The following is a 26,770-nucleotide window of genomic DNA, read 5'->3' on the forward strand; positions in this document are numbered from 1 at the left end:
CGGCTTTATTCTTAATGATACCAAGCTTCCGTTTTTTTTAAAACATGTTGGATGCTACTTTCTTATTAAAGATTCTTGCCAAAGTACTCTGTTAACTTAGTTACAGCTTGATCTACATATTCTGGGATATCATACATAGCAATATGCGTTGCACCCTCAACCCGGAACAATTCCTTTGGTCCATTCGACAATTCATGGAATTGTTCGCTGTAACCGCGTGTGTCGGCCTCGGTTCCTACAATCAATAACATAGGTTGAGTCAGGTTTGTGCTAATTTGGCTTGATGCCGAGAATGCCATGAGTTTGTCAATGCTTGTAAATAGGAATCGATTTGGAGAATTAGGGTGCTGTGCTCTAGGCGTTCTATAGTAGTCAAAAGCTTCACGCATTAGTACAGGTGTATTTTCATCAATTTCTTCAAGCGTATCAGGTGCATAAGTAAGGAAATGCGCTTCTGTTCCATTTGCTTCTGCAGTACGCTGCTTAGCAACCGCCTCAAGTGTTTGCAATTGTGTTTCAATGCTACCTTCTCCTCGGAACATAGCACCGATGTCCACCGCACTCACAGTCGCTACAGCTTTGATGCGGCGTTCAGTTTGAGCTGCAGCTACGGCATAACCGCCACCCGCACAAATACCAAGTGCTCCAATCTTTTCTTGATCAATATACGGAAGAGTTATCAAATAATCCACTGCACAACGCACATCTTCTACTCTGGCATTCGGATCTTCAAGCAAACGTGGTTCTCCTTCGCTCTCTCCCTGATGAGATGCGTCATATGCTAACGCAACAAAACCATTGTCAGAAAGCTTTTGTGCATATAACCCTGCAGTCTGTTCTTTTACTCCACCACCAGGATGTACAACAACAATTCCAGAATATTTTTTGCTTTCGTCAAATCTCTCAGGTAAATAAAGGTTCCCTGACATCTTTAAATGACCATTTTTAAACGTTACTGATTTTTTCATGTTTTTTCCCCTTTTTTGTAATGAATTCGATGCCCCAAAAACAAACTGCATGCATGTGCAATAAGGAGCATCTGTGTAACATTATAAACAGGAACAGGATATCTTCAATGACCAATTGACTACGATTCGTGCGTTAGTGCACAATTCGAGTGAAATTGTGTAATATGCCTTCTTCCACTTATTCTGACGTTATAAAATGAAATAAAAAAAAGACCTTATTCAGGTCACAGTGATTGCGATTGATTCAAGAATTCTCTAATTTCTTCTATAGGTATCCCTAGCTACCGGGCTTTCAATAGCATTTCTGCCCCCTTACTCCACGAGATCTGGAATTTTATATATCATTTTCCCTGTTTCTTTTTCCTTCAAAATATATGAATGCAGAAAGAATAATGATTGCAATTAATACAATGTCAGATAACCAAAATAAGTCCATATCCGTGAAAAACTCAACCATACTTATTATAGAAAGCCCGAATAAGAAAATTAGTAAGAAAACATCTTTTTTACTTTGTTTCCGTTTTTCAAAGAACAATCCCACTATTTTTTCAAAAGCTGATCCCATTATAAAACACCCCCTTAATTTTCCCTCTCTAAAGTCCGCCGTCTAAACCGTCAATCTTTATCCCTCTGCTCCAATCACGGGTGACTTTTAATTCATTATCAATGATGGTTATCGTGAGTTCTCCTTCTTTCTTATAAATCTTGGATGAATTCTCGTCATAAACCTTAAATACCGTTGTGTATGTGTAATCTACTGTACCATCTTCATTAATACTTTGTTCTTCAAGCTTCACACTTTGCACTTCGATGCTTTTCTTGATTTCTTTGGCTACCAGTGCTGGCATAGAATAAAAACGGTTAAGAATTTGGGCATTATATTCATCTTCTGATAAATATCCTTTAATTCTTTCTGCAATTTCATTAAAGGCAGGAGGATTCGCTGGATCTTTAATGGTATATCGTACAGTATAATAGCCTTTAAATAACTTTTCTGCCTCTTCCAATTTGACCGCATTACCCTCTTTAACAGGGCTCCTCTCTGTCATTTCACCGTTTTCTTTGACCACTTCCTTGTTACATGCACCTGCAACTGAAAACACTGCGATTAACAACAAAAAGCTAAGAAATTTTTTAATGTCAGCACCCTCATTTCCTTTTACATTTCATTTGTTAAAAAATGAATTTCATTAGTATGAGCAGCCTATAAATGTTCAAAATAAGGTAAAGGCGGACCACTGATCATCAGGGGAAATAATAAAAAACAAAAAATATATTGAAATATCAATTTAATTTAGATATAATACGATACGGTCTTGAAATTAGTCTGTGTATAATTTTTAGAAAATTTAATAATTTTCTAAAATAGCAAATTTTGGTTTTTTTCGGAGGGTTTATTTTGTCTAATAAGGTACCATCATCATTTATAGTTGTGATTGGGTTCATGTTATTTGCCCTTTTCTTCGGGGCAGGGAATTTAATTTTCCCGCCAATGCTTGGTCAATCAGCAGGTACGAATATCTGGACGGCTAATGCAGGGTTTTTGGTCACAGGAGTAGGATTACCGTTACTCGGTGTGCTGGCACTCGGTTTTTCTGGAAAAGATGACTTACAATCATTAGCGAGCCGCGTCCATCCAGTCTTTGGTATTGTATTCACAACTGTTCTTTATTTAGCCATTGGTCCATTATTCGCAATGCCTAGAACAGGAAACGTTTCTTTTGAGATCGGTGTAAAACCTTTTTTACCTGAAGATTCAGGTCCACTGCCTTTACTTATTTTCACTATCATCTTTTTTACGGTTTCGTGCCTTCTTTCGCTCAATCCTGCGAAAATTGTCGAAATTGTGGGGAAAGTTTTGACACCCATCAAGTTGACATTCATAGGAATCCTTGTGGTAGTGGCTTTCGTCAATCCAATTGGAGATTTTCAAGCACCTGCCGAGCACTATATGGTTCAACCATTTTTCAATGGGTTTAGAGAAGGTTATCTGACGATGGATACTCTTGCATCTTTTGTTTTTGGCATCATCATCATTAATGCCATTAAAGAAAAAGGTGCTAAAACAAAAAAACAAATAATGATTGTTTGTGGAAAAGCGACTGCGATTGCGGCCGTTATCCTTGCTACCATTTATACAGCTCTCTCTTATATGGGTGCTTCAAGCGTTGGAGAACTTGGACGCTTGGATAATGGAGGCATTGTCTTGGCAAAAGTCTCGGATTATTACTTTGGAGCATATGGCGGGCTATTATTAGGATTAATGATCACAGTGGCTTGCATAACGACAAGCGTGGGACTCATTACATCTTGCTCGACATACTTCCATAAGCTATTTCCAAATCTGCCTTACAAAACAATTGCCATAAGTTTATCCATATTTAGTGCAATAATAGCCAATATTGGACTAACCCAGTTAATTGCCATTTCTGTACCGGTGATGACAGCCATTTATCCATTAGCGATTGTTTTGATCTTCTTGACATTTCTTCATTCTTTCTTTAAAGGAAGACCTGAAGTTTATCAAGGCAGCTTACTTTTGACATTCATCGTCAGTTTATTCGATGGATTAAATGGAGCAGGTGTACACATTTCATTCATCAATGATTTCTTCACCGCAATCCTTCCTATGTATGAGGCAGGACTAGGATGGATCATCCCAGCCATTGTCGGAGGATTCATTGGGTATGCCAGCAGCGTCTTACGTTCGAAATTCGGTCATAATCACCAAATAGATTAAACGATATAAAATCAGTCCAGGAATATTTGACTGTAGGCAAATTCGAAGAAAAGCGAGTTTGCCTACAGTTTTTTTCTTTAAAAAACGAAACCCGCTCCCATTCCGCCGACTGTCTGCCAAGCATCATCTTCGCAAGCCAGTTATTCTGCAGGATTCATTCATTCCGTAATTTCTTCAGCAATTGAAAAATCTGCCCCCTATGGTGTGCTTCATGTTCAATCAGATGGTAAACGACCCATTCAGGTGTGACGTCATATTGTTCAAGCACCCTCGGTTTACGCCAATCCGTTAGATTCATTGTGCGAAAGTTTGAAAGAAATACTTCACGTACCTTATTGAGGCGGTAGAAATGTTCTTCCAATGTTTGTCCTTCAATTTGGCTTAGGGAGCCATCTTCAGCACGGCATCCAAATGGAAACAATGCGCGTATTTCCGAATCCCATTCCGTAACAAGGACCTCCTCGTATAACCAATCTGCCTCTATCAACGCTATGTGATATAACAGCGAGCCAATCGTTTGCCTTTCATCGATTTTCGAATCGAGTAAATTTTGGCTGATTCCAGTCAATTCCGCTATAAGCGTACGGCGAACCTCTTCTAAACACCATAACCACCGCCCAATTTCCTCTTCATATCCCGGTAATGCAGATACCAGTAATGCTCTTCTCTCCACCAAGATCATCCTCCTCTTCATGAACGTACATTCTATTTAAAAGTGTTGTTTCCTTCTTTTAAATGGAAATTACCTTTTAGAGCAGGACAAAAAGAGCAATCTTTTAGATTGCCCTTTCGCTTGTGCCTGATTGTTTCGTTTATGTCATCGATATCGTAGATCGAAATTAACTCCCCAAAAAGAGATTGGCTCTCATCTCCTCTGTTATACGCCTGCTTTGTAGATAATCCTGTTCCCGTTCTTGTTCAACCATCATGCGTTGCTCCAGTTTTTGAGCATATTGTGCATAGCTGATTCCATGAGCCTGAAACATCGCTTTTTCCATTGCCGACGTGTACGTTAATTCGAGAAAATTAATGAAGAATCAATCCTTCCCATAGTAAATTTCGTACTCATCTTATCATTGTTAGTGATAACTCACAAAGTTGCTATGGCTCCATATTCACTGATAATTCAGACTTTTCAACTGCTGTTTCTATCTCCGTGTACATAAACGCCAAATCCCTCCATCTTCCTCTAATTTCCTTTTTTCATTTACAAAATGACCACGTTGAAGACAAATTAAAAGTCCCATTAACAAACCTGTTGTTAATGGGACTGAATGTTTATTTATATGAACCGAAAATTTCCTTTGCCAATCTACGCCCAGTAGGAGTCGCAGCCAGGCCGCCCTCTGCCGTTTCTCGAAGTGCAACCGGCATGGTCAATCCTATTTTATACATGGCATCGATAACTTCGTCACATGGAATGCGGCTCGTAATGCCTGCAAGTGCCATATCAGCTGCCGTTATCGCATTGGATGCACCCATTGCGTTACGTTTCACGCAAGGAACTTCAACCAATCCAGCCACTGGATCACAAACCAGTCCAAGCATATTTTTCAATGTGATCGCCATCGCTTCTGCGGCTTGGCTCGGTGTACCGCCGGCCAGTTCTACTATCGCAGCCGCGGCCATTCCACTTGCCGAGCCCACTTCTGCTTGGCAGCCACCAGCCGCTCCAGAAATGGAAGCGTTGTTTGCGACCACGAAACCGAAGGCAGCGGAAGTGAAAAGAAATTCGATCATCTCTGCTCGGGTCGGGTTTAATTTTTCTTTCACGGCAAATAATGTCCCGGGAACAACGCCTGCCGAACCGGCAGTCGGAGTGGCACAAATCATTCCCATTGCTGCATTCACTTCGTTCGTCGCAACCGCTTTACTGACGGCATCCAATAATAAATTGCCTGCGAGCGCCTTGCCCGACTTGATATAATTTTGCAAAAGAACGGCATCCCCGCCCGTTAGACCTGTAACGGATTGCACACCTTTCAGGCCTCTTTCCACCGCTTGTTCCATCACTGTCAAATTCCTGTCCATCTTTTCAATGATCTGTTCTCTCGACAGGCTCGAGAACTCCATTTCTTGTAAAATCATGATTTCCGCGATTTTTACATTTTTACTTTCAGCAAGTTCAACCAACTCTGCTACATTTCGGAACATGTTTTTACCTCCATATCTATGCCAGCACTTATCATTCAACCATCCTTATGACTTGCGACACGTTTTCCAATCCTTCAATTTCCTTCATGACATCGCTCTTGATTTTCTGATCGACTTCAATCACCATGAGGGCCATTTGACCTTTTTCTTTCCGTGAAACTTCCATATGCCCAATGTTAATTTCATGATTCGCCAATACTGTCGAAACGGAAGATATGATTCCAAATACATCGTTATGCACGACTAAAATGGCTGGGTTTTCACCCGACAATTTAAGCTTGAACGTATTCAATTCCGTTATTTCTATCGTTCCGCCGCCAATCGAGATCCCGACTAGTTCCAATTCTTTATCTTCGTCGAACAGCCTGATCTTGACTGTATTAGGGTGATCCATCACCGTATCCTCGATTGTAAAGGTAACTTCCATGCCAGCTTCTTCCGCTATCGTTAAAGAGGCAGGGATTCGTTCATCATCTGTATCGAAATCCAATATCCCGCCTACGACAGCGACATCCGTACCGTGTCCCCTGTATGTTTTTGCAAAAGAGCCATATAAAGAAATAATGGCTTTCTTCGGTTGCTTTCCGAATAATGTCCGTGCTACTCTGCCAATTCTGGCAGCTCCTGCTGTATGTGAGCTTGAAGGTCCAATCATGACGGGACCGATTATATCGAATGCAGATCTGTATTTCATCGTGTAATGCCCCATTTCTGGCAATATATTTTTTAACCGTCTTTTTAGGGTGAATGAAGATCAAAAAGCGGCATAATTACTATATTAAAATATTTTTATCATTCCTGCAATGAAAACCCTTTCATTGCATATCCCATATTAACATATATTACATAACATACCTACCAAAATATTTATCATTTAACGTGAAATCAATATTTGATTTTTCGGTATATTAAGATAATTAACCTTTTAATCATTAAATTTGTAGAAAAGCATGAAAAAAGCAGCCATCAGGCTGCTTTCCCTTCTATCTCCGATTTTAACTTGCCTTTTTCTCATCGATGGATTTAGCGGCACCCCAAATTTCGGATGCCCATTCAGGATGGTCGATGAATGGATTGCGGTTATTTTGCCAGTCATGAATGACATCATTGCGATGGCTCTCGAATTCGTCGACTGGATCGAGTTCATTCCATTTCAAAAGTGTCGATAGCTTTCCATGAAGCGGCTTAGGATACGTATTGACTGTATCGGATAATTCAAGATCCAACTCGCCGTCTCCTTCATATCGGACGGCCATGTAAAATAACATCCTTGCTATATCGCCTTTAACATGATCTGGCGGCTCCCATGAATCTGAATCAAACTTACATTCACATCCACTATATGTTTGACCGCCCTCGTCGAAATCAAGGTGGCCCCGTTTACCATTCACTGTTACATCAGCGGGACGGAGGTGATGAAGGTCTGTCCCGGGACCTTTGCTTGTCCCAAAATCACCGTGGGACTTTGCCCAAACATGTTCACGGTTCCATTGTCCGGTATTGCCCCCATTCGCGTTCTTCGAGATGGATTTTCCAGAGTAAAGCAAGATGACATTCTGTTTGTTCACCGGATCTTCATCCGTTTCTTTAAGGGCATTCCACACTTGATCATAAGATAACATCGTATGACCCTTAATTATCGAGTGCAGAACAGATTTCAATTCCGTTCCCGTTTTTCCTGCCGCCGTTTCGTAATAAGCTTCAAGCGGCTTATCATTCGATACGGTCAACGTGAAACGGGCAACCGCTTCCGATTGCTGGTCCTCGGCCTTGACTGCGACAAGGTATGTTCCTGCTTCATTTGCAGGAAGGGTTAATGTCTGGCCGGCGACCGTACCGATAGTGGATGAAAAGGTAAGTTCATCTCCATCTGGATCTGAGAAGTGCTCACTCAAATCGATGGTGACCTTGGAACCGGCTTTCACTTCAAGATTTTCCAGGTTTTTCGATACGACTGGCGCATGATTTTCTTTAGGGTCGAAAGGGGAAGCAATCGCTTCCCCTTTCGAATTGACAAACTTAATATTCGATGTGTCGACACCTTCTGTTACCGTCCACTTCTGAACATTTTCAGCGCCCCTGATTTCTTTTACATTGGCGTTATCGATGATGACTTCCTTCACCGCCATGCCTCCAAAATCGATGATTGCACCTTCCTTATCCGGTTTTATCGTCACTGCAGCATTCTTCAGACCAAGGCCTTTGAGTACAGCATATGAACCTTTTAACCAGATACCTTCTTCGATGTTGGATGTTTCATCAAGATCGATCAAAACACTAGGTGAAGCAATCGTAAGTCTTTTTGTTTTAACGTTTGTTAAATTATACGTTTTTTCAGGAGCAGGAGTTTCAACTCCGCCTGATTCAGATAAAGAGGTTGAGATCAGTACAGGGTCATGATCGCTAGCTCTTCCATGAGCTTCCATGAAGGATGAGTTAATATGGACAATATCGACTTTTGTCGCCTCCGCCATATTATTCGATACAAGGATATGGTCCAGTACTTGTGAATTGCCTTGATATGTGTAAGAATAACGTTTTTCAAAAGGGACTTTCTCGATCATATTGGTTAGAACATTGCCCTTTAATGTTTTTAGCGGAGCCGAAAATTCAAAATCATTAAAGTCTCCAAGCAAGACGACATTCGCTTTGGCATCCTGTGACTTGATATCACTGACAAACCGATTGACAATGGAGGCAATTTGAAGCCTTTGCGTTTCACTTGAAAGGACAGGAGGCTGGTTTTTGCCGAATAAAGGCTGGTCACCGCCCTTGGAATTAAAATGATTGGCCACCACCACTACGCTTTCGCCTTTAAATTCGAATTGAGCGGCTAAAGGCTTCCTGCTTGAAGTGAAGGCGGGATCGGTAGGCTCAATTCGTCCAGGGTTCAAGGTAAGTTTTCCATCTTTGAAGCCCACGGACTGTGTTGCCGTTCCTTTCGTTCCTTCAGTCAATTGGACACGGTCGACATTATATAAAAAGCCTACGCGGATATTACCGCCGGGTGCCCCGCCATCAAGTTTATCTTCTGGAGCGATATCGATGTATTGATATTGAGGTCCGCCCAGCTCTTTTATTTTGTCGGTTAACTTCTTGGCACTTTGAGCAGAATCCGTTGTCCCGCTATCCGTTGCCCCATCATTATCTTGCATTTCCGTTACGCCGATGATATCGGGTTGTTTAAGATTAGTAATGATGGATGTTGCAATCGTTTCGACTTTAGAATTAGCTGTTTGAGTGGAAAAATTCTCGATATTATAGGAAGCGATCGATAGCTTATCAGCATCCTTCTCTAAGGATGTCACTTCCCGGGCCGTTCCGCCATCCTTTAACGCAGGCAGCTGGGCTTTATCCGTCACTACCCTATAATTGCTATATCCATAGCTGATGACACCCGTGACCGAGCCATCAAAGAAATCACCCGTTTTCGCTGCAAATGATTCATCATTTATATCCAGGGTAATTCTTTCAGGATTGAAATCCGTTTCCGTTATTTTGACGCCCCCAACTGCAGTCGTCGTTTCCATATTCCCTGGAATCACGACCAATTCACCATAGTCTTGAGGAGCGACCACTTTCGGGTTATATACTTGAACGAGCATTCCTTCCAGACTCTCGTAGAAATCAATGCCGTCTTCGCTCGGATTAAAATCTGTCAATCTATCATCATCGATGTTCTCGGAAGGCGGAATGACATCTTTTCCGATGACGATCGGTTCTGGCATCGCTGCAGTGCCAAGCCTTTCAATCGTCGTATTGGTCAATTCAGTTGTTGGCAGATCCGTCGTTTTCATTTCAGCGTATCCTTCGATATACCACTCAGCGACTTTACCTGCCACTTTGACATGATCTCCCGCTTTCAGACCATGTGCTTTGTTGTACACAAGTATTCCCTCGGAAGTCGTTAAGTCCTTATCCGGGTTGGGATCTTGCATATAAAAGTTATTCGCATCCTTTACATAAGTGACGACACCTTCCACACCTGAGACGAGTTGATTTTCATATGATGAAAAATGATTCATCCCCTGAATGTCACGAATCTTCACTTCATTGGTTTTGGTAACGGTATAGGCAAAAGTGAAAACTTCCGATGTCTTATCGTTGACAGCGATTGCCTTGATGACAGTATCTTTCGTTAAAATAATCGGTTCTGTGTACAAGGCACTTGAAGAAGTCGGTGAGGATCCATCCAGCGTATAATGGATTTTCGCTTCTTCCCAGCCAGATTCAAGTGACACTTTTGTATTTTCACTAACCGTACCAGGGAAAATATCCGTGTATACGGCTGGTTTGTTCACCAGTTCATAATCTTCAATGCCACGCGGCTTCAACTGATACGTGTCATTGAACTTTGATCCGATCCCGGTTACGGAAATGACATCCCCTACTTTAAAGTTCCTCACGAACTCTTCATAACTCGAACCGGTCCGGTTATCATGGCGAACGATAACAGATTTCCCTTCAGTATCTTCCGCCTTGAATTCGAATGTTCCGTATGTTCCCGATGCAGCCAATTCTGTAATGGTCGCTTTTTCAATGGTGACCAGCTCACCTTGTGTTTCCTCATTGACCCCAGATGCATCAATTTTTTGGATTTCAGGAAGTTCATTCCCGGAAGAAACCACTTCAAGGGAGGTTGGTTGGATTTGCAATTCCTTATTATAAGCGGATACTTTTCCGATTAAAGTAACCTTATCCCCTTGCTTTACATCCTCAGGCCAGGAAGAACCATAAACATATAGCCCAGCCGTTTCATCTTGGATATAAAAGCCTTTTCCTCCCCAATAACCAAGCCCTGTGGTGACCACTCCATCGACCTGCACTACATCTTGGGTATTCGTGCGCGCCTCGCCAATGGAGTCCAGAACCTTCACATCAGGCTGTTCAGGAGTTGTTCCTCCATCAGTGATGATCGTGTAATCCGTTGCGGATTTCAGGCCGGGAACTGAAAAGTACTTTTCCAGCTTCCCTGTAATCGTCACCTGAGCTTTAAGTAATTCCGGATGTTCGACCAAATTCAAAGCCGTTCGGATATTTCCGGCTGGAAGCTGGACAGGCATGATTTTCTTAACATCTTTTTCATCCGGACTATCCGCAATACCTATGTTGGTACTTTCAGTAAAAGGCGATGTTTGCTGATAGCTTGTACCGCTTTTAGCTGTACCGACGATATATCCCTTCACCGTCGCCGTTCCGCTGTTATTATTAATCGCTTCCATTACCGATATTGTCCCTTCCGCTTTTGCAGCGGCTGCATTTGGCAAAACCGTTGACAGCACAATCAGTATGGCAAAGAAAAGCTTGCTTATCCCGTTCTTCTTCAAGATCTCAACCCCTCCAACTTTTTTTCGCAGGCTCAGCAATCATTTGAATACCGCTTAAAGAATGGTTTCGCCATTCACCGTGACACCGCTCATGCTCACGGTCTTACCGTTAAGTCCCGATAAATCCAAATTACCCTCGACCGTAACCTGTGAAAAAGTAAAGTCATCCGGAGGAGTTCCTGTTAATGTAAGATTCCCTTTAACGACTGCATTTTCCAATGAAGCGATATCCGTGATGTCTACAACTACATTACCTTCATGTGTTTTTGGGGCATCAGCCGTTCCGCCAAAGTCTTTAGCCAATACGACAGTCGGATCTGTATTGCTTCCGGCAACATCTTTGATGCGTCCTTCAATGCTTGGATCGACAGTTTTCAGCCCGCCTACATAATCTCGTAAATTCTCCCAATCAGCGAGTCCGATATCCGTCACCCTTCCTTCTTCATAAGCCTTCTTGAAAACGGTGAATCCATCTCCGCCCTTGGCTGTAAAAGCATTGGTCGCCACGACATATTCCTTCGTTGCATCCAATTCGGAATAGGTTCCATCTTGTCCAAGGACTTCAACCTTTGTGACACGATTGCCTGCTTCCTTCGAACTGTCGTAGCTGAATTTCATTCCGGAAACATGCAGGAAGCCGCCATTTTCCTTAGGAGCGAGGCTTACACTATGCTCTAATGCTTCATTGATTTCTGCACCCGTAAGCTTCATCGTCGCTAACGTATTCCCAAACGGTAAAACGGTTAGGATTTCCCCTAAAGTGATCTCACCTTGATCGATGCCAGCGCGGATGCCCCCGCCATTTTGGAAGGCTATGGCCGTATCCTTATTGAATTCTTTCGCTTTACTTAGCATTCCATCCGTAATTAAATTGCCCAGTTCCGTTTCATTTTTACGAACACTCGGCTTCGTCTCATCTCCTGCATCACGCGGTGTTTCCAAGGCTTTCACAGCTGTTGCACCAGTCTTCGTTTCCTTCAGCTCCTTAATCTTCGAGGAGTATGTTTCGAGCACTTTTGCCGCTTCGGCATCATCCTGTTTTTCAGAAAGCTTAATCAGCTTACCGGCTTGTCCGACAATCTTGCCATCCTTATCGAAATTCACATCGATCGTTCCTAAATAGTCGCTATACTGATATCCTTGAACGATGACAGTCGGCTCTTTCGTTTTCCCTTTATCATCTTTGTCAACAACAACGGGGGCGTCTAACTGCGTATGGCTATGTCCGCCCACGATCACGTCGATGCCCTTGACCTTAGCAGCCAATGTTAAATCATTGTCATAAGCCGCATTGTCATCGTAACCAATATGGGATACGGCAACTATCTTATTGACTCCCATGCCTTTGAACGCCTTGACCGCTTTTTCGGCTTCTTCAAGATAGTTTTCGAATTCTATACTTCCAGGACTTGAAATATCTTTCGTCTCTTCAGTTGTAAGCCCGAAGAACCCTACCTTTTGGCCATCCACTTGTTTTACGATCCCATTGTATATCTTCCCTTGCTCTGGCTTACTTGAAATCAAGTCCGAGAATAACCCCTTGAACTTATCATCTTTGGAGAAGTCTACATTCGAACTGACAAATGGGAACTTTGCCCCTTTTATGAAGTCAGCCAAAGCTTGATGCCCTTCGGCGCTTGATCCCAAATCAAACTCATGATTCCCGAATGTCATGACGTCATATTTCATTAAATTCATGAAGCGAAGATCCGCTTGCCCCTTGAATTCATTAAAATAAAGAGTTCCCGAGAATACGTCACCAGCATCCACCAAAAGAGCTTGCGGCTTACTCTTACGCACTTCCTTAACAGCCGTCACCCTTTTTGCCACATTGTCCAAGTGGGCATGCGTATCATTCGTATGCATCAAGGAAAGGGTGATCGCCTTCGCTGGATTTTTCAAGGCTTCTTCGGCTGCGGCAACTTTCTTATCCGCCAATGCCATTTTCGCCAGGAATTCCTTTCTGTCCGACTCCTTGATTCCATTTAAATTAATGGCTGCTTTCGCCTTTTTAGCTGCATTTATCTGTTCTTTCGTTTTAAGTTCCCCATTGGCAAGAGCTACATAGGCATTGACCCGTTTTGCCACTTCTTTTTTCTTTTCTGCATATACCGCATCATCATACTTACCTTTCACTTCTTTAACATAGGCATGTATGGCTTTTCCGAGCTTGGATGTTTTGCTGACCTTTTTCAACTGCGAAGAAACCGTTTGCATCCGCTTGTCCGCGGTCTTTAAATCACCTTTCTTCACCCAGTATGCAGCTTTTTCATAGTAGTACGGAACTTTCAGGTCACCGTTCAAAGCTATTTTGGTCGATTTAGTGAATTTATCGTATAGGAGCTTTTCGATTTTCGCACCGTAAACAGTATCTTTAATATCTTTATCTGCCTTTTTCACGGCTTTATCCAGTGCCTCGTATTGATTCCTGATATCTATTGATTTCTTGGCAAGGATGGCATTCGTAAGGGCGCCAATCGATTTGCCATGTGCAGCTTTTGCTTTCTCAGCCGCTTTATATCCTTTTACATAGCCTTCTGAACGAGTGATGTACTTATCATAAGCTTCGATTTCTTTGTATTTGGCATCTTTTTCTTTTTTGCTTAACATTGATTTTTTAATGGTAGAATTGATGTCTTTTTTTGCTTGTTTAGCAGATTTGATTTGTTTTTCAACAGTGGACACTGAAGCGAGTTTAGAAGTGTAAAAATAGGTATCGAATGGTTTTTTGATGGCGGCCTTGGCCGTTTTGATTTTACTATTCAGGCTAGTGGCAGCATCAGAAGGTGCCGGCGCTACCGCTACGATCGTTGTCGCAGCCATTATGGTAGCTGATGCAATTTTTACGATTTTCTTTTTCCCCATTATAGTTAATCCCCCCATAAGTTATATACTGACATAACATTCTGCTAACTTATCCATAGAATTTACACAATTTCCCAAAAATGAATCCCGACAAATTTACTTATCCATCCACAAATCCACCCTACTTTTTTCCTCTAAAGATTCGTGTATCTCCTATATTACAACAAAATAATCCAATTTTAAAACAAATTTACAATACAACACGGAATATTAACAGAATATTATCATTATAATCACCCCAAAATACCCATTATTTGATAGATGATATATCAATAAAATGATTTAATGGTAAAATAGTTCTGATTTACCTTGTGACCACTCATGGTCTTTATACCTGATTTGTCGAAAAGCAAAAAAAAGAGAGAGATTTAAATCTCTCCCAGACTGTAGAGGTCTCGGCTTGCCAGTTATTCGGCAGGAGTGTCGCTAATTTCTAAGCAGAGGCAACATTACTCCCTTTTTTTAAGTTGGATAATACAGGATCATGCTTAATCGAGTTATTGTTTCTCCTGAATTATGGTAGGCATGCGGTCTGTCAGCCTTGAATCTGATAGAATCACCATTCCTTACTGTATATTCTTCGTTATTTACACGTACAGTCAGTTCCCCTTCAAAAACTGTTATGTACTCTTCCGTTCCTTCCCTATGCGAATCGGAACTTAAGAATCCACCTTTTTCTATCTCGACTGAATATACTTCAAAGCGCTTCTCATCTTCAAAGGGGAAGTGGGGATAAACTCGATATTTGCCGTTATCTTCAGTTAAAGATTGAATTTCACTTTTTAAAATGATTTTTGTATCCGGCTGCGGGCTATTTATTAATGAAGAAAATGAAATCTTCAATCCATTGGCTATTTTCCAAATTGTTGTAATCGTAGGGCTCGATCCTCCCCTTTCTATTTGTCCGATCATCGTTTTACTTACTCCAGTTAATTCTGCAACCTTTTCCAGACTTAATTTCTTACTTTCCCTGATGGCTTTTAAATTGTTAGCAATAATAAAATTTATTTCTTCCATAAAAATGCTCCTTATTTACAATATAACGTCGGCATTGTACAATAAAAAGGAAGTCGTTATAATGTCACTTTTGGTCATTATAGCATACAAAGGAGAGTCAACCATGCATTTACTATCTTTTTTACTATTTGTTTTCGTTACAAGTTTCACTCCAGGTCCAAATAACATCATGGCAATGCTATTTGCTAACAAGTACGGGTTAAAAAATACGATTAAATTTTGTTTCGGGGTAGGTGCCGGTTTTTTTGTAATCATGTTATTGTGTAGTTATTTTAATGTTTTGCTTGAAAATTTCATACCGAAGATTGAATTTATCATGACTATCCTAGGTGCAATTTATATGCTATATCTGGCCATAAAAATCATTTCAAGTTCAAATAAAGCTAAAGACGATAATGATGACAAGAACAACAGTTTTATAGCGGGCATGCTTTTACAATTCATAAATCCAAAAGGCATTCTTTATGGCATCACGGCAATATCGACCTTCATCCTACCTTATCACTCTTCAAATTTCAGCTTACTATTCTTTTCATTATTTCTGGCTTTTGTCGGTTTTATGAGTACGTTCTGTTGGAGTATGTTCGGTTCGGTTTTTCAAACGTTATTATCAAAGTATAGAAGTCAGTTTAATGTAGTCATGGCTTTGTTATTGGTGTATAGTGCCATTTCGATTCTTGTACAATGAAAAAGGGCAACGGGCGCGATCCTTCATTAAGAAGGATTGCACCCAGCCTCCCTCCCCCTGCATTAAATGTTTAAGTTTCCTTCGAATATTGTCACGGCATGGCCAGAAAGTTTAACTGTGTCTTCCGTTACTTCAACCTTCAATAGTCCTCCTCTTTCCGATGCCTGATAGGCTATAAAAATACTTTTGTCCAGCTTTCTTTTCCAATATGGTCCCAGGCAACAATGGGCCGAGCCCGTTACATGATCTTCGTCAAGGCCTTGGGCAGGGGAAAAGAAACGTGAAACGAAATCATATTCACTGCTATCCGATCGACTCGTTACAATGATTCCCCGAATCGGCAATTGGGCAATGGAATCTATATCCGGCTTTATATTCCTTACGATTTCCTCTGATTGAACTTCGACTAGATAATCCCATTTGTTTTGTCCAACATACACAGGCACAACACCTAAAGCTTTTATCAGTAATTCAGGGGCAGCGGTCTCCTGCTCGATTAATGACGGGAACTCCAATTGAACCATTCCATCCACGAATCTTGCAGTGAGAAGCCCGCTTTTCGTCTGATAGACAATCGGTCGAGCCCTTGGGGTGTATCCTTTACCCCACAAAAAGAAAGAGCTTGCCAGCGTCCCATGTCCACAAATCGGGATTTCAATGGAAGGTGTGAACCAACGCAGCTGCCATTCAGCTTTATGAAGGTGAATGAACGCAGTGACAGGCATATTAATCTCTTTAGCCATTCGCTGCATCCACTCGCTGTCACTTTCCCCGGTATGAAGGCAGACAGCAGCAGGGTTTCCTTTAAAAGGTTGATCTGTAAACGTATTAATGATGGTTAATTCCAAAAAAATGCCTCCTTAAATGGGATTGTCCGTAATACATTTCCACAATGAAGAACACATTTCCTTGTTTTTAAAGAGATCTCTTTCTCATTAAAATCCAAAATTCCTTGTCCATATTTCTTTTCGAACTCAGATTCCAAACGATTGTTTACGTTTATATAAAAGTCCGGTAATTCTTGTAGTGCATTTCGAAATCACTAAAATAGACAGCTTTATAAAAAAAGCTGTCCGAGTTTGTAGTAAAAGGGTTTTACCTAAAATTTCAAAACAAAGTTGATTGGAACGTAAGGTGCGAGACTCCTGCGGGAAAAGCGCGTCGAGGAGGCTCCCGGACCGCCCGCGGAAAGCGAGTGCCTGGAGTGGAAATCGACGTTCGAGGTTTTATAAACCTTCATAAAAACTGAGACAGCTTTATAAAAAAAGCTGTCCATCACTATATTAATTATATGTGATCCACGTTGCTGTAAAAAAACACCCTACAGTTTCCGTACAATAAATGTATCCCCAAGCAGTTCCCAATTCTGGGGAAAAGGATAACCAAGTACCCAATAACTGAGACCCCTTGACCTGTAAATCTTCACCAGGTCGAATTTGGCTTTAGCACTGCGTGCATCCTCAAACCAAACTTCATGTGTGCGCCCCTGATTATCTTTGTACCTATAATAAGGTGATTGAGCTGTCTCGTCATATTTTATTTCTGCATTATATTGGACGGCGCGTCTGATGGCTTCCTGCATGTCGAAAGTCTCTGCTTCCTGCCCCTCTTCATGAGGAACAAGCCAGTCCCGTGCATAAATTTGAAATCCTATGAAGATTTTATTTGTTGGTATAGCCGTTACGGCATAGTCAAGGACACGCTTTATTTCATTAATGGGAGAGATTGCCTGCGGCGGCCCCTTTCGGTAACCCCATTCATATGTCATCAGCACTACGAAGTCGAGCAGCCGTCCATGAACTGGATAATCATGTGCCTCAACTAATGCTCCCTTTTGATTGGCGCTAGTTTTTGGGGCAAGGGAGGATGACACAAAGTAGCCCTCAGGATGCAATCGATCCACCGCTCTTTGGAGAAAGCGATTATAGAAATCACGGTCCTCTGGTGCTACACTTTCAAAATCGATATTCAATCCACGGTACCCTTTATTTTTCATCGTATTTATGACGTTGGTTAATAATTTTTCCACTAAACTTAAATCGGAAAGTATCGTATGTGCAAGCTGAGTTCCCGCTTCCGTGGCGGAAAAATTCGTTATGCACATCATGGGTATGACGCCAGTTGACTGTGCCGCCCGTATCGTCGGGGTGTCATCTATGACTTCTAAGCTGCCATCTTTCCTCATTCTATAACCAAATGGACTTACATAGGTCAAATCGTAGGCTACTTCACGTACCTGCTCCGCACCTACTTGCCCGTAAACATTTGTAAAACCATTTACATCAATGATGGGTTTTGGTTTCTGGGGAATCCTTATTATCCGTCCGATATGAATATTGGACGGATCTGTAATCCGATTCATCTGCATAATGGCTTGAACTGTCGTTCCATAACGTCTTGCTATATCATAAAGGGTATCTCGTTCCCTTACGGTATGATAAATAACCGGGATGGTTAGTCTCTGCCCTGGATAGATAGCAGAAGGATTTGTGATGCGATTCGATTGCATGATTTCCTGTACCGTAGTTCCAAACTGATTTGCGATTTTATTTAGAGTATCCCCTTCCTGAACCCTGTACTGAAGATAAGGATCAGGAATCAAAAGTGCTAGGCCAATCACCAGCTTATCTGGATTTTCAAGGCCATTGATCCGAACAATTCTGTTGGTACTGACACCATATTGCTGGGAAATTCCCCACAAAGAATCCCCCCTATTCACCACATGGATTTTCACATGCACTGCCCCACTTTCCTTCAAAATATTCCTTTCATTTTATTCCCTAGATAGCCCTAATATGTTTTTTTGCGATCAACATTCCAGTATTCTTAGTTTTTTCGCTCTTATTGCGTATAACTTTTGTTCCCCATTTTAGAGAAAGGAAATTCAGGATTTGGAATAATAAATACTAATGGTTCTCGTTTAGGTTTTCTTTATGCACCAAATGTAACTTCACCCCCAACAAAAAATAGACAAAATACATTCTGTTGTGTGTTTAGTGGATGGGATTATGCCATAGGGGAGGATAAAGTAGAATTAAAATTAGGAGAAACGTATTTATTAGGTGCATACAGAGAATCCAAAGGAAACTCTCTTCAATTCATTGAGGGTTTCATAAAAAACAGTAAAAGATAATCTAGTCTTGTTTTTAAGTTCTCTTTATCTCATTAAAATGAAAAAGACCACCATATGGCAGTCTTTCGTATTTCAGTGTTTTACCATTCACCCAAAGTTCCATACTGCGTCCTCGATTAAGACCCAACATTCCTTGTCCATATTTATTTCTTTATGAACTCTGATTCCAAACGATTGTTTACGTTTTTATAAAAGTCCGGTAATTCTTGTAGTGCATTCCGAAAAGTTAGTAGGATCTTATCGATTCCGATCGCTTGAAGTTCCTGGATTTTGATCGCAACCGATTCGTAACTGCCGATTAGCCCCGTCCTGAATCCCTCATTATTGGCTACAAAATCACTAATTGAAGTCGCATTTTTCCACATTCCTTTTGTATCTTTACGGTTTTTAAACTGTGCTATTGCCGTATCGTCTGCGCGTTCGATAATATACTGATATTCGCTTTTTGCCTCCTCTTCCGTTTTTCTGGCAATGACAAAAGCATTAACGGCAAATTTCACTTCACGACCATGTTCTCGTGCTACAGCCTTCACATATTCCATTTGTTCTTGCAACTCTATTATGGAAGCCCCATTCATAAAGTAATAGTCGGATAATTCCCCCGCCATCTCTTGGGAATCCTGTGAATTCCCGCCTTGATAGATTGGTGGATATGGTTTTTGAATAGGTTTCGGTGCCAATATAGCATTATTGATTTGATAATAGTCTCCTTGATAAGAAAAATGATCGGTCGTCCACAATCCCTTTAAAACCTCCAGGTATTCCCTTGAACGTTTATATCGCTCTTCGTGCTTAATCCATTCTATCCCAAACATTTCTTGTTCTTCTTTAAACCAGCCGCTGACCAAATTAATGTGAAATCTTCCTTTTGAGATAATATCGATGCTCGAACCTACTTTAGCGAGGGTTGCAGGATGAATGAAACCTGGTAAAACTGCAGCAATGAAATGAACGTTTTCGGTATCCCCTGCCAAAGCAGTAATAACCGATAAAGGATCCAGTTGCCCTCTATCCGCCGTGCTACCTCCAATACTGCCAACATAGCGAATTGCATAAAGGATGGAGTCAACTTGTAGCTGGTCTGCCATTTTTGCGAGTTTACGATTGTATTCCATACTTCCATCCGTATTTTGTTCTACGTTTGCCCGTAAGAAACCGCCGGATAAATTAGCTCCCCAGATTGAAAATTTCATATCCTTCCCTCCTTAGTTTTCGGGATCTTCCTGCTCATAAAACCTTTTCTCCAAATAATGGCCGCACCGTTCTCCCAAATCTTTCTGCCTCTTCCAAGTGTGGAAAACCTGATAGGATAAAATGCTTTACGCCAATATCGATATATTCTTGCAGGCCTTCCCTCACTTGTTCAGGGGTGCCTACGATGGCTGTGCCTGCTCCTTTTCTGATTTTCCCGATTCCCGACCAACCATATCTTCCAAAACGTTCCTTGTTCTTCGTTAATTCATTCATCCGCTTTTGAGCCACCGAATCTGTCGTTTCATAATAATGATTCATATTTTCCAAAGATCCCCTGCCTGCTCTGCTTATTATTTTCCTCGCTGCTTCCCATGCCTCATTCTCCTCGTCCCGAACAATCACATGAATCCTGACACCATATTCCAATTGCCTACCATACTTCCTGGCTCTCTGTTTGACATCATTGATTTGTTGTTCAATTTGCTCCGCTGGTTCTCCCCATTGCAAATAAACATCGGCAGATTTCGCGGCAATTTCCTTTGCTGCATCGGATGAACCACCGAAATAAATCGGAATATTCGGACTTTGGTGGATGCTTGGATTCAATACTCCATCGCTGACCGTGAAATAGTCTCCTATATGATTCACCTTTTCTTCCGTCCATGATTTTTGTACCACATCAAGGAATTCACCTGTTCTGGCATATCGCTCATTATGTTCAACGAAGTCACCATCCTGCCCCAATTCTTTTGCCGAACCTCCAGTAACTACATTGACAAGCATTCGCCCTTCCGAGAATTGGTCAAGGGTCGCGGCCATTTTTGCGGCAACCGTAGGAGCAATGAATCCTGGGCGAAAGGCGATCAATGGCTTGATCGTTCTTGTATGATGAATGATGGCCGAGCCCACTATCCATGAATCTAGGTAAGGAATGCCTGTTGGAATCAAAACTCCTTCAAAACCAGCCTCTTCTGCCGCTTTAGCAACATTTACTATATAATCCAAAGTGGGTTTCCTCTGCGGCTCGTTTAGTCCTAAGTATTCTCCATCGCCATTTGTAGGCACATACCAGTAAAAATGCACAGACATTATAAAACCTCCTTATTTTAAAATCTCATAAGCATAATCTACGAGATTCTGCTTTTTTTTATAATTGGTGTACTGTGCAGCATAAGTTCTGACAGGGTCACCGGAATAAAATCGTTCATATAATTCATGCCGTGATGCAAGCGGACTCCCTAATAAATCCCACGACAATTTAATTAATCGGGTCCTATCCTCGGCAGATGTCTCTGTACCCTGGTAATACTCTTTTAACAAAGGACCTATGGGACCTTCCAATTCTTTCAAGCTGGATGGGACCTGTAACAGTCCTCCTGCACCAATTTGCTGGATGATTTCCAATGCCCTTGGGTAGAATCTCGTTCCCAGATTTCTGGCTGTCGTTAAAAAATCTTGATCAGGAAGCATTATGCCATTATGCATTTTCGCTTTATTTTCCGAAGCGAGTAGTAATGCCTTAATGGTTTCAAGCTGGATGATCAATTCTGCAAGCTTCTCTTTCACATGTAAAAATTGTGTAGCACCAGCCGTTTCCGCTAATTCATTTCCGATTGCTGCGACACTTTCCAGTTTGCTGACAAGCCTCACTACAGTTTGATGCTGGCTAAGCAGTGATGAAGGGGCATCACAACGAAGCTTCCATGCAAATTCAGGATCCTCTTGAACAAGCACCCGCTCCCAAGGGATGAATACATCATCAAAAATCAAGACGGCATCCATTTCGTCAAAACGTGCACTTAGCGGATGATCCTCCTCTCGTTCATCAGCAAACGACTCCCTGCAAACGATATGCAAACCTTTGGCATTGACAGGAACAAAGAAAACATTTGCGAATTCACGTTCATTTTCCCCTCTCTTGTGATAGGAAAAGATTAAAATTTCATCAACATATGGAGCAGCTGTCGCAATCATTTTCGCACCGCGAACATAGATTCCTTCACGATTTTTACGGCTGATATGTAAAATCCCCGGTTTCTTTTCCACTAATGTTTTTGAGCGATCCTTTTGTGGATCATGCCCTGCAACTGTTGACAATAAATCAAGATTACGGGATTGATAGTAATAGCTTTCTATTTTTTCTGAAAAACCTGGATGTGCATCTTCATACTCTGAACGGTTTGCGAACCAACCAGTAATTATGGAACGGGAATATTCAGATAGACGGCTCATGACTCCAAAAGTCTGATCGGCCCAATGCTGATACGCCAAACGTTTTTTTTCCAGATCCTCATGTGTCCTTGGAACGAAGAATGACAAGTTCGCATCAAGTCCTTCCTCCGTCTTGTATGTCAGCAAGGATTTACTGCCTGTTTTTGTTTGTAAATCCAGCAATGACTGAATCGTATGGACCGTTCCTTTAAATGCAGGATGTTCCCCTACGTTCTTGATGATATCTCCATCTAACCAGATATTTCTCCCATCATTAAGTCGTTGAAGATACCGATTGTTTTCGATCATCACGATTCCCCTTTCCATTTACCTCCTCCAAAAAATGGTGGAGTCTTCGTTTTAATGGCTCTTTATCATAGGTTTCATACTGCATAGCGAAGGTTCGAATGGGATCCCCGGTATACAGCCTTTCATACAGATCATGCCTCGATCCCAGTGTGCTTCCTATCAGTTCCCATCCTACTTGAAATAAAGACGTTTTAGTGACGGCATCGACATTCGCTCCTCTAAAATACTTTTCTAATAATGGAATGAGTTCGTTGCTGTCCTCGATCGTTGTAGAAGGGAGCTGAATAAAACCGCCTGCCCCGATTTGTTTTAAAATCTCGATCGCTCTTGGATAATGGCGGGTTCCAAGATTTCGTGCCGTTTGCAAGGGTACGAGAGCAGGTAGATAAACACCCTTTTCGTTTAGTGATCCTTGAATCTCCGAGGCAATAAGCAACGCCTCTATACTATCGATTTGGGTATATAGTTCACCAAGCTTCTCCTTCACTTGCAAGAATTGATCGACACCGATAGATTGAGCGATGGCCGTAGCCACCCCTGCAACGAATTGAAGTTTCGTCAGCAATCGGACAACCGTTTGATGATGGGCGAGACAGTTTAATTGCTGGTGCCGCTGCGCTTCAAACACCCCTTCTACGGATCCCCTTATAAGTACACGTTCCCAAGGAATCAACACATCATCAAATAATAAAACAGCGTCCATTTCATCAAATTGTGCACTTAATGGATGTTTCTTTTGATCTTTTGAGGCGAATGATTCACGACAGACAATTTGCAGGCCAGGAAGATTCAATGGGATGATACACATATTTGCTTGCTCTGTTTTATCAGGAGTCAGTTTCTGATGCGGCATGATGATGACATCGTGTGCATACGGGGAAGCTGTAGCAATCATTTTCGCACCTCTAACAACGATTCCTTCCTCCGTTTCCTTTATGACTTTCAATAAAGCATCTTCCTGTTCATCACCTGGCTTTGACCTATCGATCTGAGGATCAAGTATGGCCTGAATCACAATACGTCGTTCATCCCTGGCCTGTTCATAGTATTCCGTGATTTTCTTGGAAAATCCTGAATCATATTGGTTAAAGAAGTCCCTATCAATGTAGTAGCCTGTAACCATCGAATTCGCATAATCAGATAATCGGCTCATCACTCCATAAGTTTTCCGCGACCATAATTCAAAAGCCTTTCTTCTTGCAATCAGCTCTTCCATATCTTTGGGGATAAGAAAAGATTTGTGAACAAATTCCTTTGTTTTTGGACTTTCATACCCGACAATCTTTTGTTCCTCAGGTGAATCCAGCATATCTAACAAATGTGTTAATGTGTCTAAGGTGCCTGTGAAAGCATGATGGGCATATAGATCGTCTATTTTCTTTCCATCAAGCCAAACAGTTCTTCCATCTTTCAAACTTTCGGCAAGCCGTCTTCTTTTATTGACCTTCATTAAGCAATAACCCCTCCTTGGATAATACAAAAGCCCTTGAAGGAGTATGGAACTGACTCCTAACAAGGGCTCTCGGTTGTCCGATAAGCTATTTTTTTATGTTTATTATCATAATCCGATAAAATTAATTGGTCAAGTATGATTTAACTAATTACCCAAAAATAACCAGAAAAAAATAATACTTGATAAATAATCAACAATCTTGTTATAGTTTAATTATTCCAATTGGAAAACTATACTATGAAAGCCTACCGGATAACCGGCGGCATGAACAAACCTTGTTCATGCTTTTTTTTATTCCCAAAAAAAGAATGGACCCATAAAAAAGAAAAGAGGAATTCCAGATGAGAAATTCATTTTTGTTTATCATCATGTCCCTATTATTCGTCATGTTGCTTTCAGCTTGCAACGGCAGCGGCAGTGAAAAAGCCGCGAGTGAAGATAAGAAAGAAATTATTTTCGGCTTCACTCCAGGCCCTTATAGTGACCAAGTGAAAAAAGGAATAGAACCCTACCTGAAAAATAAAGGATATACCGTTAAGTATGTGGAAATCAGTGACCCGAACCAACCAAATTTTGCCTTAGCGGAAGGCTCAATCGATGTTAATGTATTTCAGCATACTGCATTTTTCAAGAATTTCATCAATGAAAACAAACTGGAACTTACCGAAACCATTAAAGTCCCTACAGCACCTATGGGGTTATATTCAGACATACATGGAAGCAAGGATGAATTGAGGGAGGGGCAAAAAGTGGCAATCCCTAATGATCCCGCTAACGTGGCACGAGCATTAAGAATGCTTGAACAAATTGGCTGGCTTCAATTAAAAAAGGGATACGATCCCCTGACTGTATCAAAAAAAGATATCGTGGATCAAAAGGTGAAATTTTCATTTGTTGAGGTGGAACAGGCTCAAGTTCCTCGAATCTTGCCTGATGTAGATTATGCAGTAGCCAATGGATATACCATCTTGGTATCCGACCGAAAATTATCTTCTGCCATCTATTTAGAAGATCCCCCATTTGAATACCAAAATTTTGTGGCGGTAAGAACCGAAGATAAAGACAAGCAATTCGTGAAGGAAATCATTGACGCCTACCAATCCCCTGACTTTCAAAAAGCGATTGAAAGCAATAAAGAGTTTGAAGGCTTTCACCGACCTGATTATTTTAAATGAAAGATATATAACGCATGCAGATCGGAGGTTCAGAATGATAAAGTTTAATAATGTTTGTAAAACCTTTTCTGTCAAAAACAAATTATTCACTGCGGTTTCCCATGTAAATCTTGATATTAAGGAAAATGAAATATATGGGATCATCGGTTTTAGCGGGGCAGGTAAATCTACTTTACTGCGCATGGGCAACCTGCTAGAAAAGCCTACGGAAGGTACGATTGCGATAAATGATTCGATCCTTAGTGATTTATCTGGCAAACAGCTTCGGGAAGCACGTAATAAAATCGGGATGGTTTTCCAGCATTTCAACCTCTTGGCAAATCGAACGGTGCAAGGAAATGTCAGCCTCGCATTGGAACTTGCCAATGTACCAAAACATGAGCGCGCCAAAATCATTGCCGAGTCCCTGCAAATCGTTGATTTATCTGATAAGGCAAATCATTATCCAGCTCAGCTCTCTGGCGGACAAAAGCAAAGAGTCGCGATTGCCCGTGCCATAAGCACAAGACCAAATGTATTGCTTTGTGATGAGCCCACTTCTTCACTTGATCCACAAACCACTCAATCCATCCTGGCCTATCTAAAAAAAATAAACGAAACCTATGGTGTGACCATCCTGATCGTGACTCATGAAATGGATGTAATTCGAAGGTTAGCAAATAGGGTGGCGGTCATGGAAAATGGGAAAATCATGGAGGAATTGAACTTAGCGGATAATAGAACCATACCCACAACAAAAATCGGTAAAATTCTATTAAAACATGAATCTGAAGAGGTGAAGGTAAGTGTTTGATAATATCATTTCCTTACTCCCTGAGATTTACTTAGGTGTAGGCCAAACATTTTTAATGGTGGGAATAGCGATATTGGCAGCCATCTTATTGGGCCTTCCGCTTGGTTTCCTTACATTTTTGACTTCAAAGGAACAATTACTCGAACAGACTATCTTAAATAACGTTTTAAATGCAATGATCAACACGGTCCGTTCATTCCCATTCATCATTTTATTGATTGCTCTTATTCCATTTACACGAACGTTATTGGGAACATCTGTAGGTCCGCTAGCCGCCTCCATTCCACTATCGATAGCGGCCATTCCGTTTTTAGCTCGGCTTGTTGAACAATCTTTACGTGAGGTGCCTAAAGGAACAATTGAGGCTGCTGTTGCGATGGGCGGATCTCCCTTCCAGATCATTAGCAAAGTTTTATTATTAGAGGCGCGTTCCGGTCTCCTGTTAGGCCTCACTGTTACTGCCGTTTCTTTCATATCCTATTCAGCTATTGCCGGGGTCGTAGGAGGCGGGGGAATTGGCGACTTGGCCATTCGTTATGGATACTACCGTTTTCAAACTGACATCATGATAACAACCGTATTCCTTCTTATCATCATTGTTCAATCCGTCCAATTCGCCGGAAATTATCTATCTGCTAAACTTGATAAAAGGTGAACGCAATCATAGCCTTTCTTGGTTCGAATCCAATGAACGGCTATGACTTTTTCTTTAAATTAAAAATGCTTACCTAATAAGTATAGCC

The 26,770-nt window shown here is 41.4% G+C and carries 21 protein-coding genes; 5 read left to right on the plus strand and 16 right to left on the minus strand.

Going from position 1 to position 26,770, the window contains the following annotated elements; translation table 11 throughout:
- Window positions 1-65: 65 nt before the first annotated feature.
- The 3 genes from AC3ISB_RS23970 to AC3ISB_RS23980 all read right to left on the minus strand — a co-directional run bounded on the left by AC3ISB_RS23970 (window position 66) and on the right by AC3ISB_RS23980 (window position 2,071).
- Window positions 66-968, minus strand: a complete 903-nt coding sequence (locus tag AC3ISB_RS23970) for an alpha/beta hydrolase (RefSeq protein ID WP_489274684.1) — start codon at window positions 966-968, stop codon at window positions 66-68.
- Window positions 969-1,302: 334 nt separating this feature from the next.
- Window positions 1,303-1,533 carry a hypothetical protein gene (locus AC3ISB_RS23975; protein ID WP_480340231.1) on the minus strand — a complete coding sequence of 77 codons (231 nt, stop codon included), beginning with the start codon at window positions 1,531-1,533 and terminating at the stop codon, window positions 1,303-1,305.
- A 28-nt stretch (window positions 1,534-1,561) separates the two neighbouring features.
- A complete protein-coding gene (locus AC3ISB_RS23980; protein WP_480340232.1) occupies window positions 1,562-2,071 on the minus strand; it encodes a hypothetical protein in 510 nt (169 codons plus the stop codon).
- Window positions 2,072-2,367: 296 nt separating this feature from the next.
- Between AC3ISB_RS23980 and brnQ the strand changes: the two genes are divergently transcribed.
- Window positions 2,368-3,708, plus strand: coding sequence for a branched-chain amino acid transport system II carrier protein (gene brnQ / locus AC3ISB_RS23985; protein ID WP_430099963.1), 1,341 nt, complete (start codon window positions 2,368-2,370; stop codon window positions 3,706-3,708).
- A gap of 154 nt (window positions 3,709-3,862) precedes the next feature.
- Here brnQ and AC3ISB_RS23990 read toward each other — a convergent pair whose 3' ends face one another.
- The 7 genes from AC3ISB_RS23990 to AC3ISB_RS24020 form a co-directional block, all read right to left on the minus strand.
- On the minus strand, window positions 3,863-4,390 hold the full coding sequence (locus tag AC3ISB_RS23990) for a DinB family protein (protein WP_480340272.1): 528 nt from the start codon (window positions 4,388-4,390) through the stop codon (window positions 3,863-3,865).
- A 157-nt stretch (window positions 4,391-4,547) separates the two neighbouring features.
- On the minus strand, window positions 4,548-4,706 hold the full coding sequence (locus tag AC3ISB_RS23995; protein WP_472924419.1) for a YuzK family famiily protein: 159 nt from the start codon (window positions 4,704-4,706) through the stop codon (window positions 4,548-4,550).
- Window positions 4,707-4,986: 280 nt separating this feature from the next.
- The gene (sdaAA, locus tag AC3ISB_RS24000; protein ID WP_141992553.1) at window positions 4,987-5,862 is read right to left on the minus strand and encodes an L-serine ammonia-lyase, iron-sulfur-dependent, subunit alpha; all 876 of its coding nucleotides are present in this window, start codon (window positions 5,860-5,862) and stop codon (window positions 4,987-4,989) included.
- Window positions 5,863-5,893: 31 nt separating this feature from the next.
- Complete coding sequence (sdaAB, locus tag AC3ISB_RS24005) at window positions 5,894-6,556, minus strand: L-serine ammonia-lyase, iron-sulfur-dependent subunit beta (protein ID WP_144529073.1); 663 nt, start codon at window positions 6,554-6,556, stop codon at window positions 5,894-5,896.
- 301 nt (window positions 6,557-6,857) lie between these two features.
- The gene (locus AC3ISB_RS24010) at window positions 6,858-11,189 is read right to left on the minus strand and encodes an endonuclease (RefSeq protein WP_489274687.1); all 4,332 of its coding nucleotides are present in this window, start codon (window positions 11,187-11,189) and stop codon (window positions 6,858-6,860) included.
- A 54-nt stretch (window positions 11,190-11,243) separates the two neighbouring features.
- On the minus strand, window positions 11,244-14,054 hold the full coding sequence (locus tag AC3ISB_RS24015; RefSeq protein ID WP_489274689.1) for a bifunctional metallophosphatase/5'-nucleotidase: 2,811 nt from the start codon (window positions 14,052-14,054) through the stop codon (window positions 11,244-11,246).
- A gap of 462 nt (window positions 14,055-14,516) precedes the next feature.
- Window positions 14,517-15,071 carry a helix-turn-helix domain-containing protein gene (locus AC3ISB_RS24020; RefSeq protein ID WP_098373065.1) on the minus strand — a complete coding sequence of 185 codons (555 nt, stop codon included), beginning with the start codon at window positions 15,069-15,071 and terminating at the stop codon, window positions 14,517-14,519.
- A gap of 103 nt (window positions 15,072-15,174) precedes the next feature.
- Between AC3ISB_RS24020 and AC3ISB_RS24025 the strand changes: the two genes are divergently transcribed.
- Window positions 15,175-15,759, plus strand: coding sequence for a LysE family transporter (locus tag AC3ISB_RS24025; RefSeq protein WP_480340236.1), 585 nt, complete (start codon window positions 15,175-15,177; stop codon window positions 15,757-15,759).
- Window positions 15,760-15,821: 62 nt separating this feature from the next.
- Here AC3ISB_RS24025 and AC3ISB_RS24030 read toward each other — a convergent pair whose 3' ends face one another.
- From AC3ISB_RS24030 to AC3ISB_RS24055, 6 genes are all read right to left on the minus strand, one after another.
- Window positions 15,822-16,607 carry a PhzF family phenazine biosynthesis protein gene (locus AC3ISB_RS24030; RefSeq protein ID WP_489274691.1) on the minus strand — a complete coding sequence of 262 codons (786 nt, stop codon included), beginning with the start codon at window positions 16,605-16,607 and terminating at the stop codon, window positions 15,822-15,824.
- Between the two features lie 473 nt (window positions 16,608-17,080).
- The gene (locus tag AC3ISB_RS24035; protein WP_098373077.1) at window positions 17,081-18,493 is read right to left on the minus strand and encodes a glycoside hydrolase family 18 protein; all 1,413 of its coding nucleotides are present in this window, start codon (window positions 18,491-18,493) and stop codon (window positions 17,081-17,083) included.
- 542 nt (window positions 18,494-19,035) lie between these two features.
- Window positions 19,036-20,085, minus strand: coding sequence for an LLM class flavin-dependent oxidoreductase (locus AC3ISB_RS24040; protein WP_489274693.1), 1,050 nt, complete (start codon window positions 20,083-20,085; stop codon window positions 19,036-19,038).
- A 34-nt stretch (window positions 20,086-20,119) separates the two neighbouring features.
- Complete coding sequence (locus AC3ISB_RS24045) at window positions 20,120-21,175, minus strand: LLM class flavin-dependent oxidoreductase (RefSeq protein WP_098373062.1); 1,056 nt, start codon at window positions 21,173-21,175, stop codon at window positions 20,120-20,122.
- A 12-nt stretch (window positions 21,176-21,187) separates the two neighbouring features.
- Complete coding sequence (locus AC3ISB_RS24050) at window positions 21,188-22,624, minus strand: 4-hydroxyphenylacetate 3-hydroxylase family protein (protein ID WP_377414268.1); 1,437 nt, start codon at window positions 22,622-22,624, stop codon at window positions 21,188-21,190.
- Window positions 22,572-24,056 carry a 4-hydroxyphenylacetate 3-hydroxylase family protein gene (locus tag AC3ISB_RS24055; RefSeq protein WP_144529067.1) on the minus strand — a complete coding sequence of 495 codons (1,485 nt, stop codon included), beginning with the start codon at window positions 24,054-24,056 and terminating at the stop codon, window positions 22,572-22,574. The genes AC3ISB_RS24050 and AC3ISB_RS24055 overlap by 53 nt, the downstream gene beginning before the upstream one ends.
- Before the next feature lie 344 nt (window positions 24,057-24,400).
- Between AC3ISB_RS24055 and AC3ISB_RS24060 the strand changes: the two genes are divergently transcribed.
- The 3 genes from AC3ISB_RS24060 to AC3ISB_RS24070 are packed head-to-tail and all read left to right on the plus strand — an operon-like array spanning window position 24,401 to window position 26,682.
- Entirely contained in the window at window positions 24,401-25,234 is an 834-nt protein-coding gene (locus AC3ISB_RS24060) for a MetQ/NlpA family ABC transporter substrate-binding protein (RefSeq protein WP_218925127.1), read from the plus strand.
- A 34-nt stretch (window positions 25,235-25,268) separates the two neighbouring features.
- Window positions 25,269-26,027, plus strand: a complete 759-nt coding sequence (locus tag AC3ISB_RS24065) for a methionine ABC transporter ATP-binding protein (RefSeq protein WP_098373060.1) — start codon at window positions 25,269-25,271, stop codon at window positions 26,025-26,027.
- Window positions 26,020-26,682: a methionine ABC transporter permease gene (locus tag AC3ISB_RS24070; protein ID WP_144529066.1), complete on the plus strand. Its 663-nt coding sequence runs from the start codon at window positions 26,020-26,022 to the stop codon at window positions 26,680-26,682. Before AC3ISB_RS24065 ends, AC3ISB_RS24070 begins: the two co-directional genes overlap by 8 nt.
- Window positions 26,683-26,770 lie beyond the last annotated feature (88 nt).

Source organism: Peribacillus sp. GL_122, assembly GCF_057835005.1.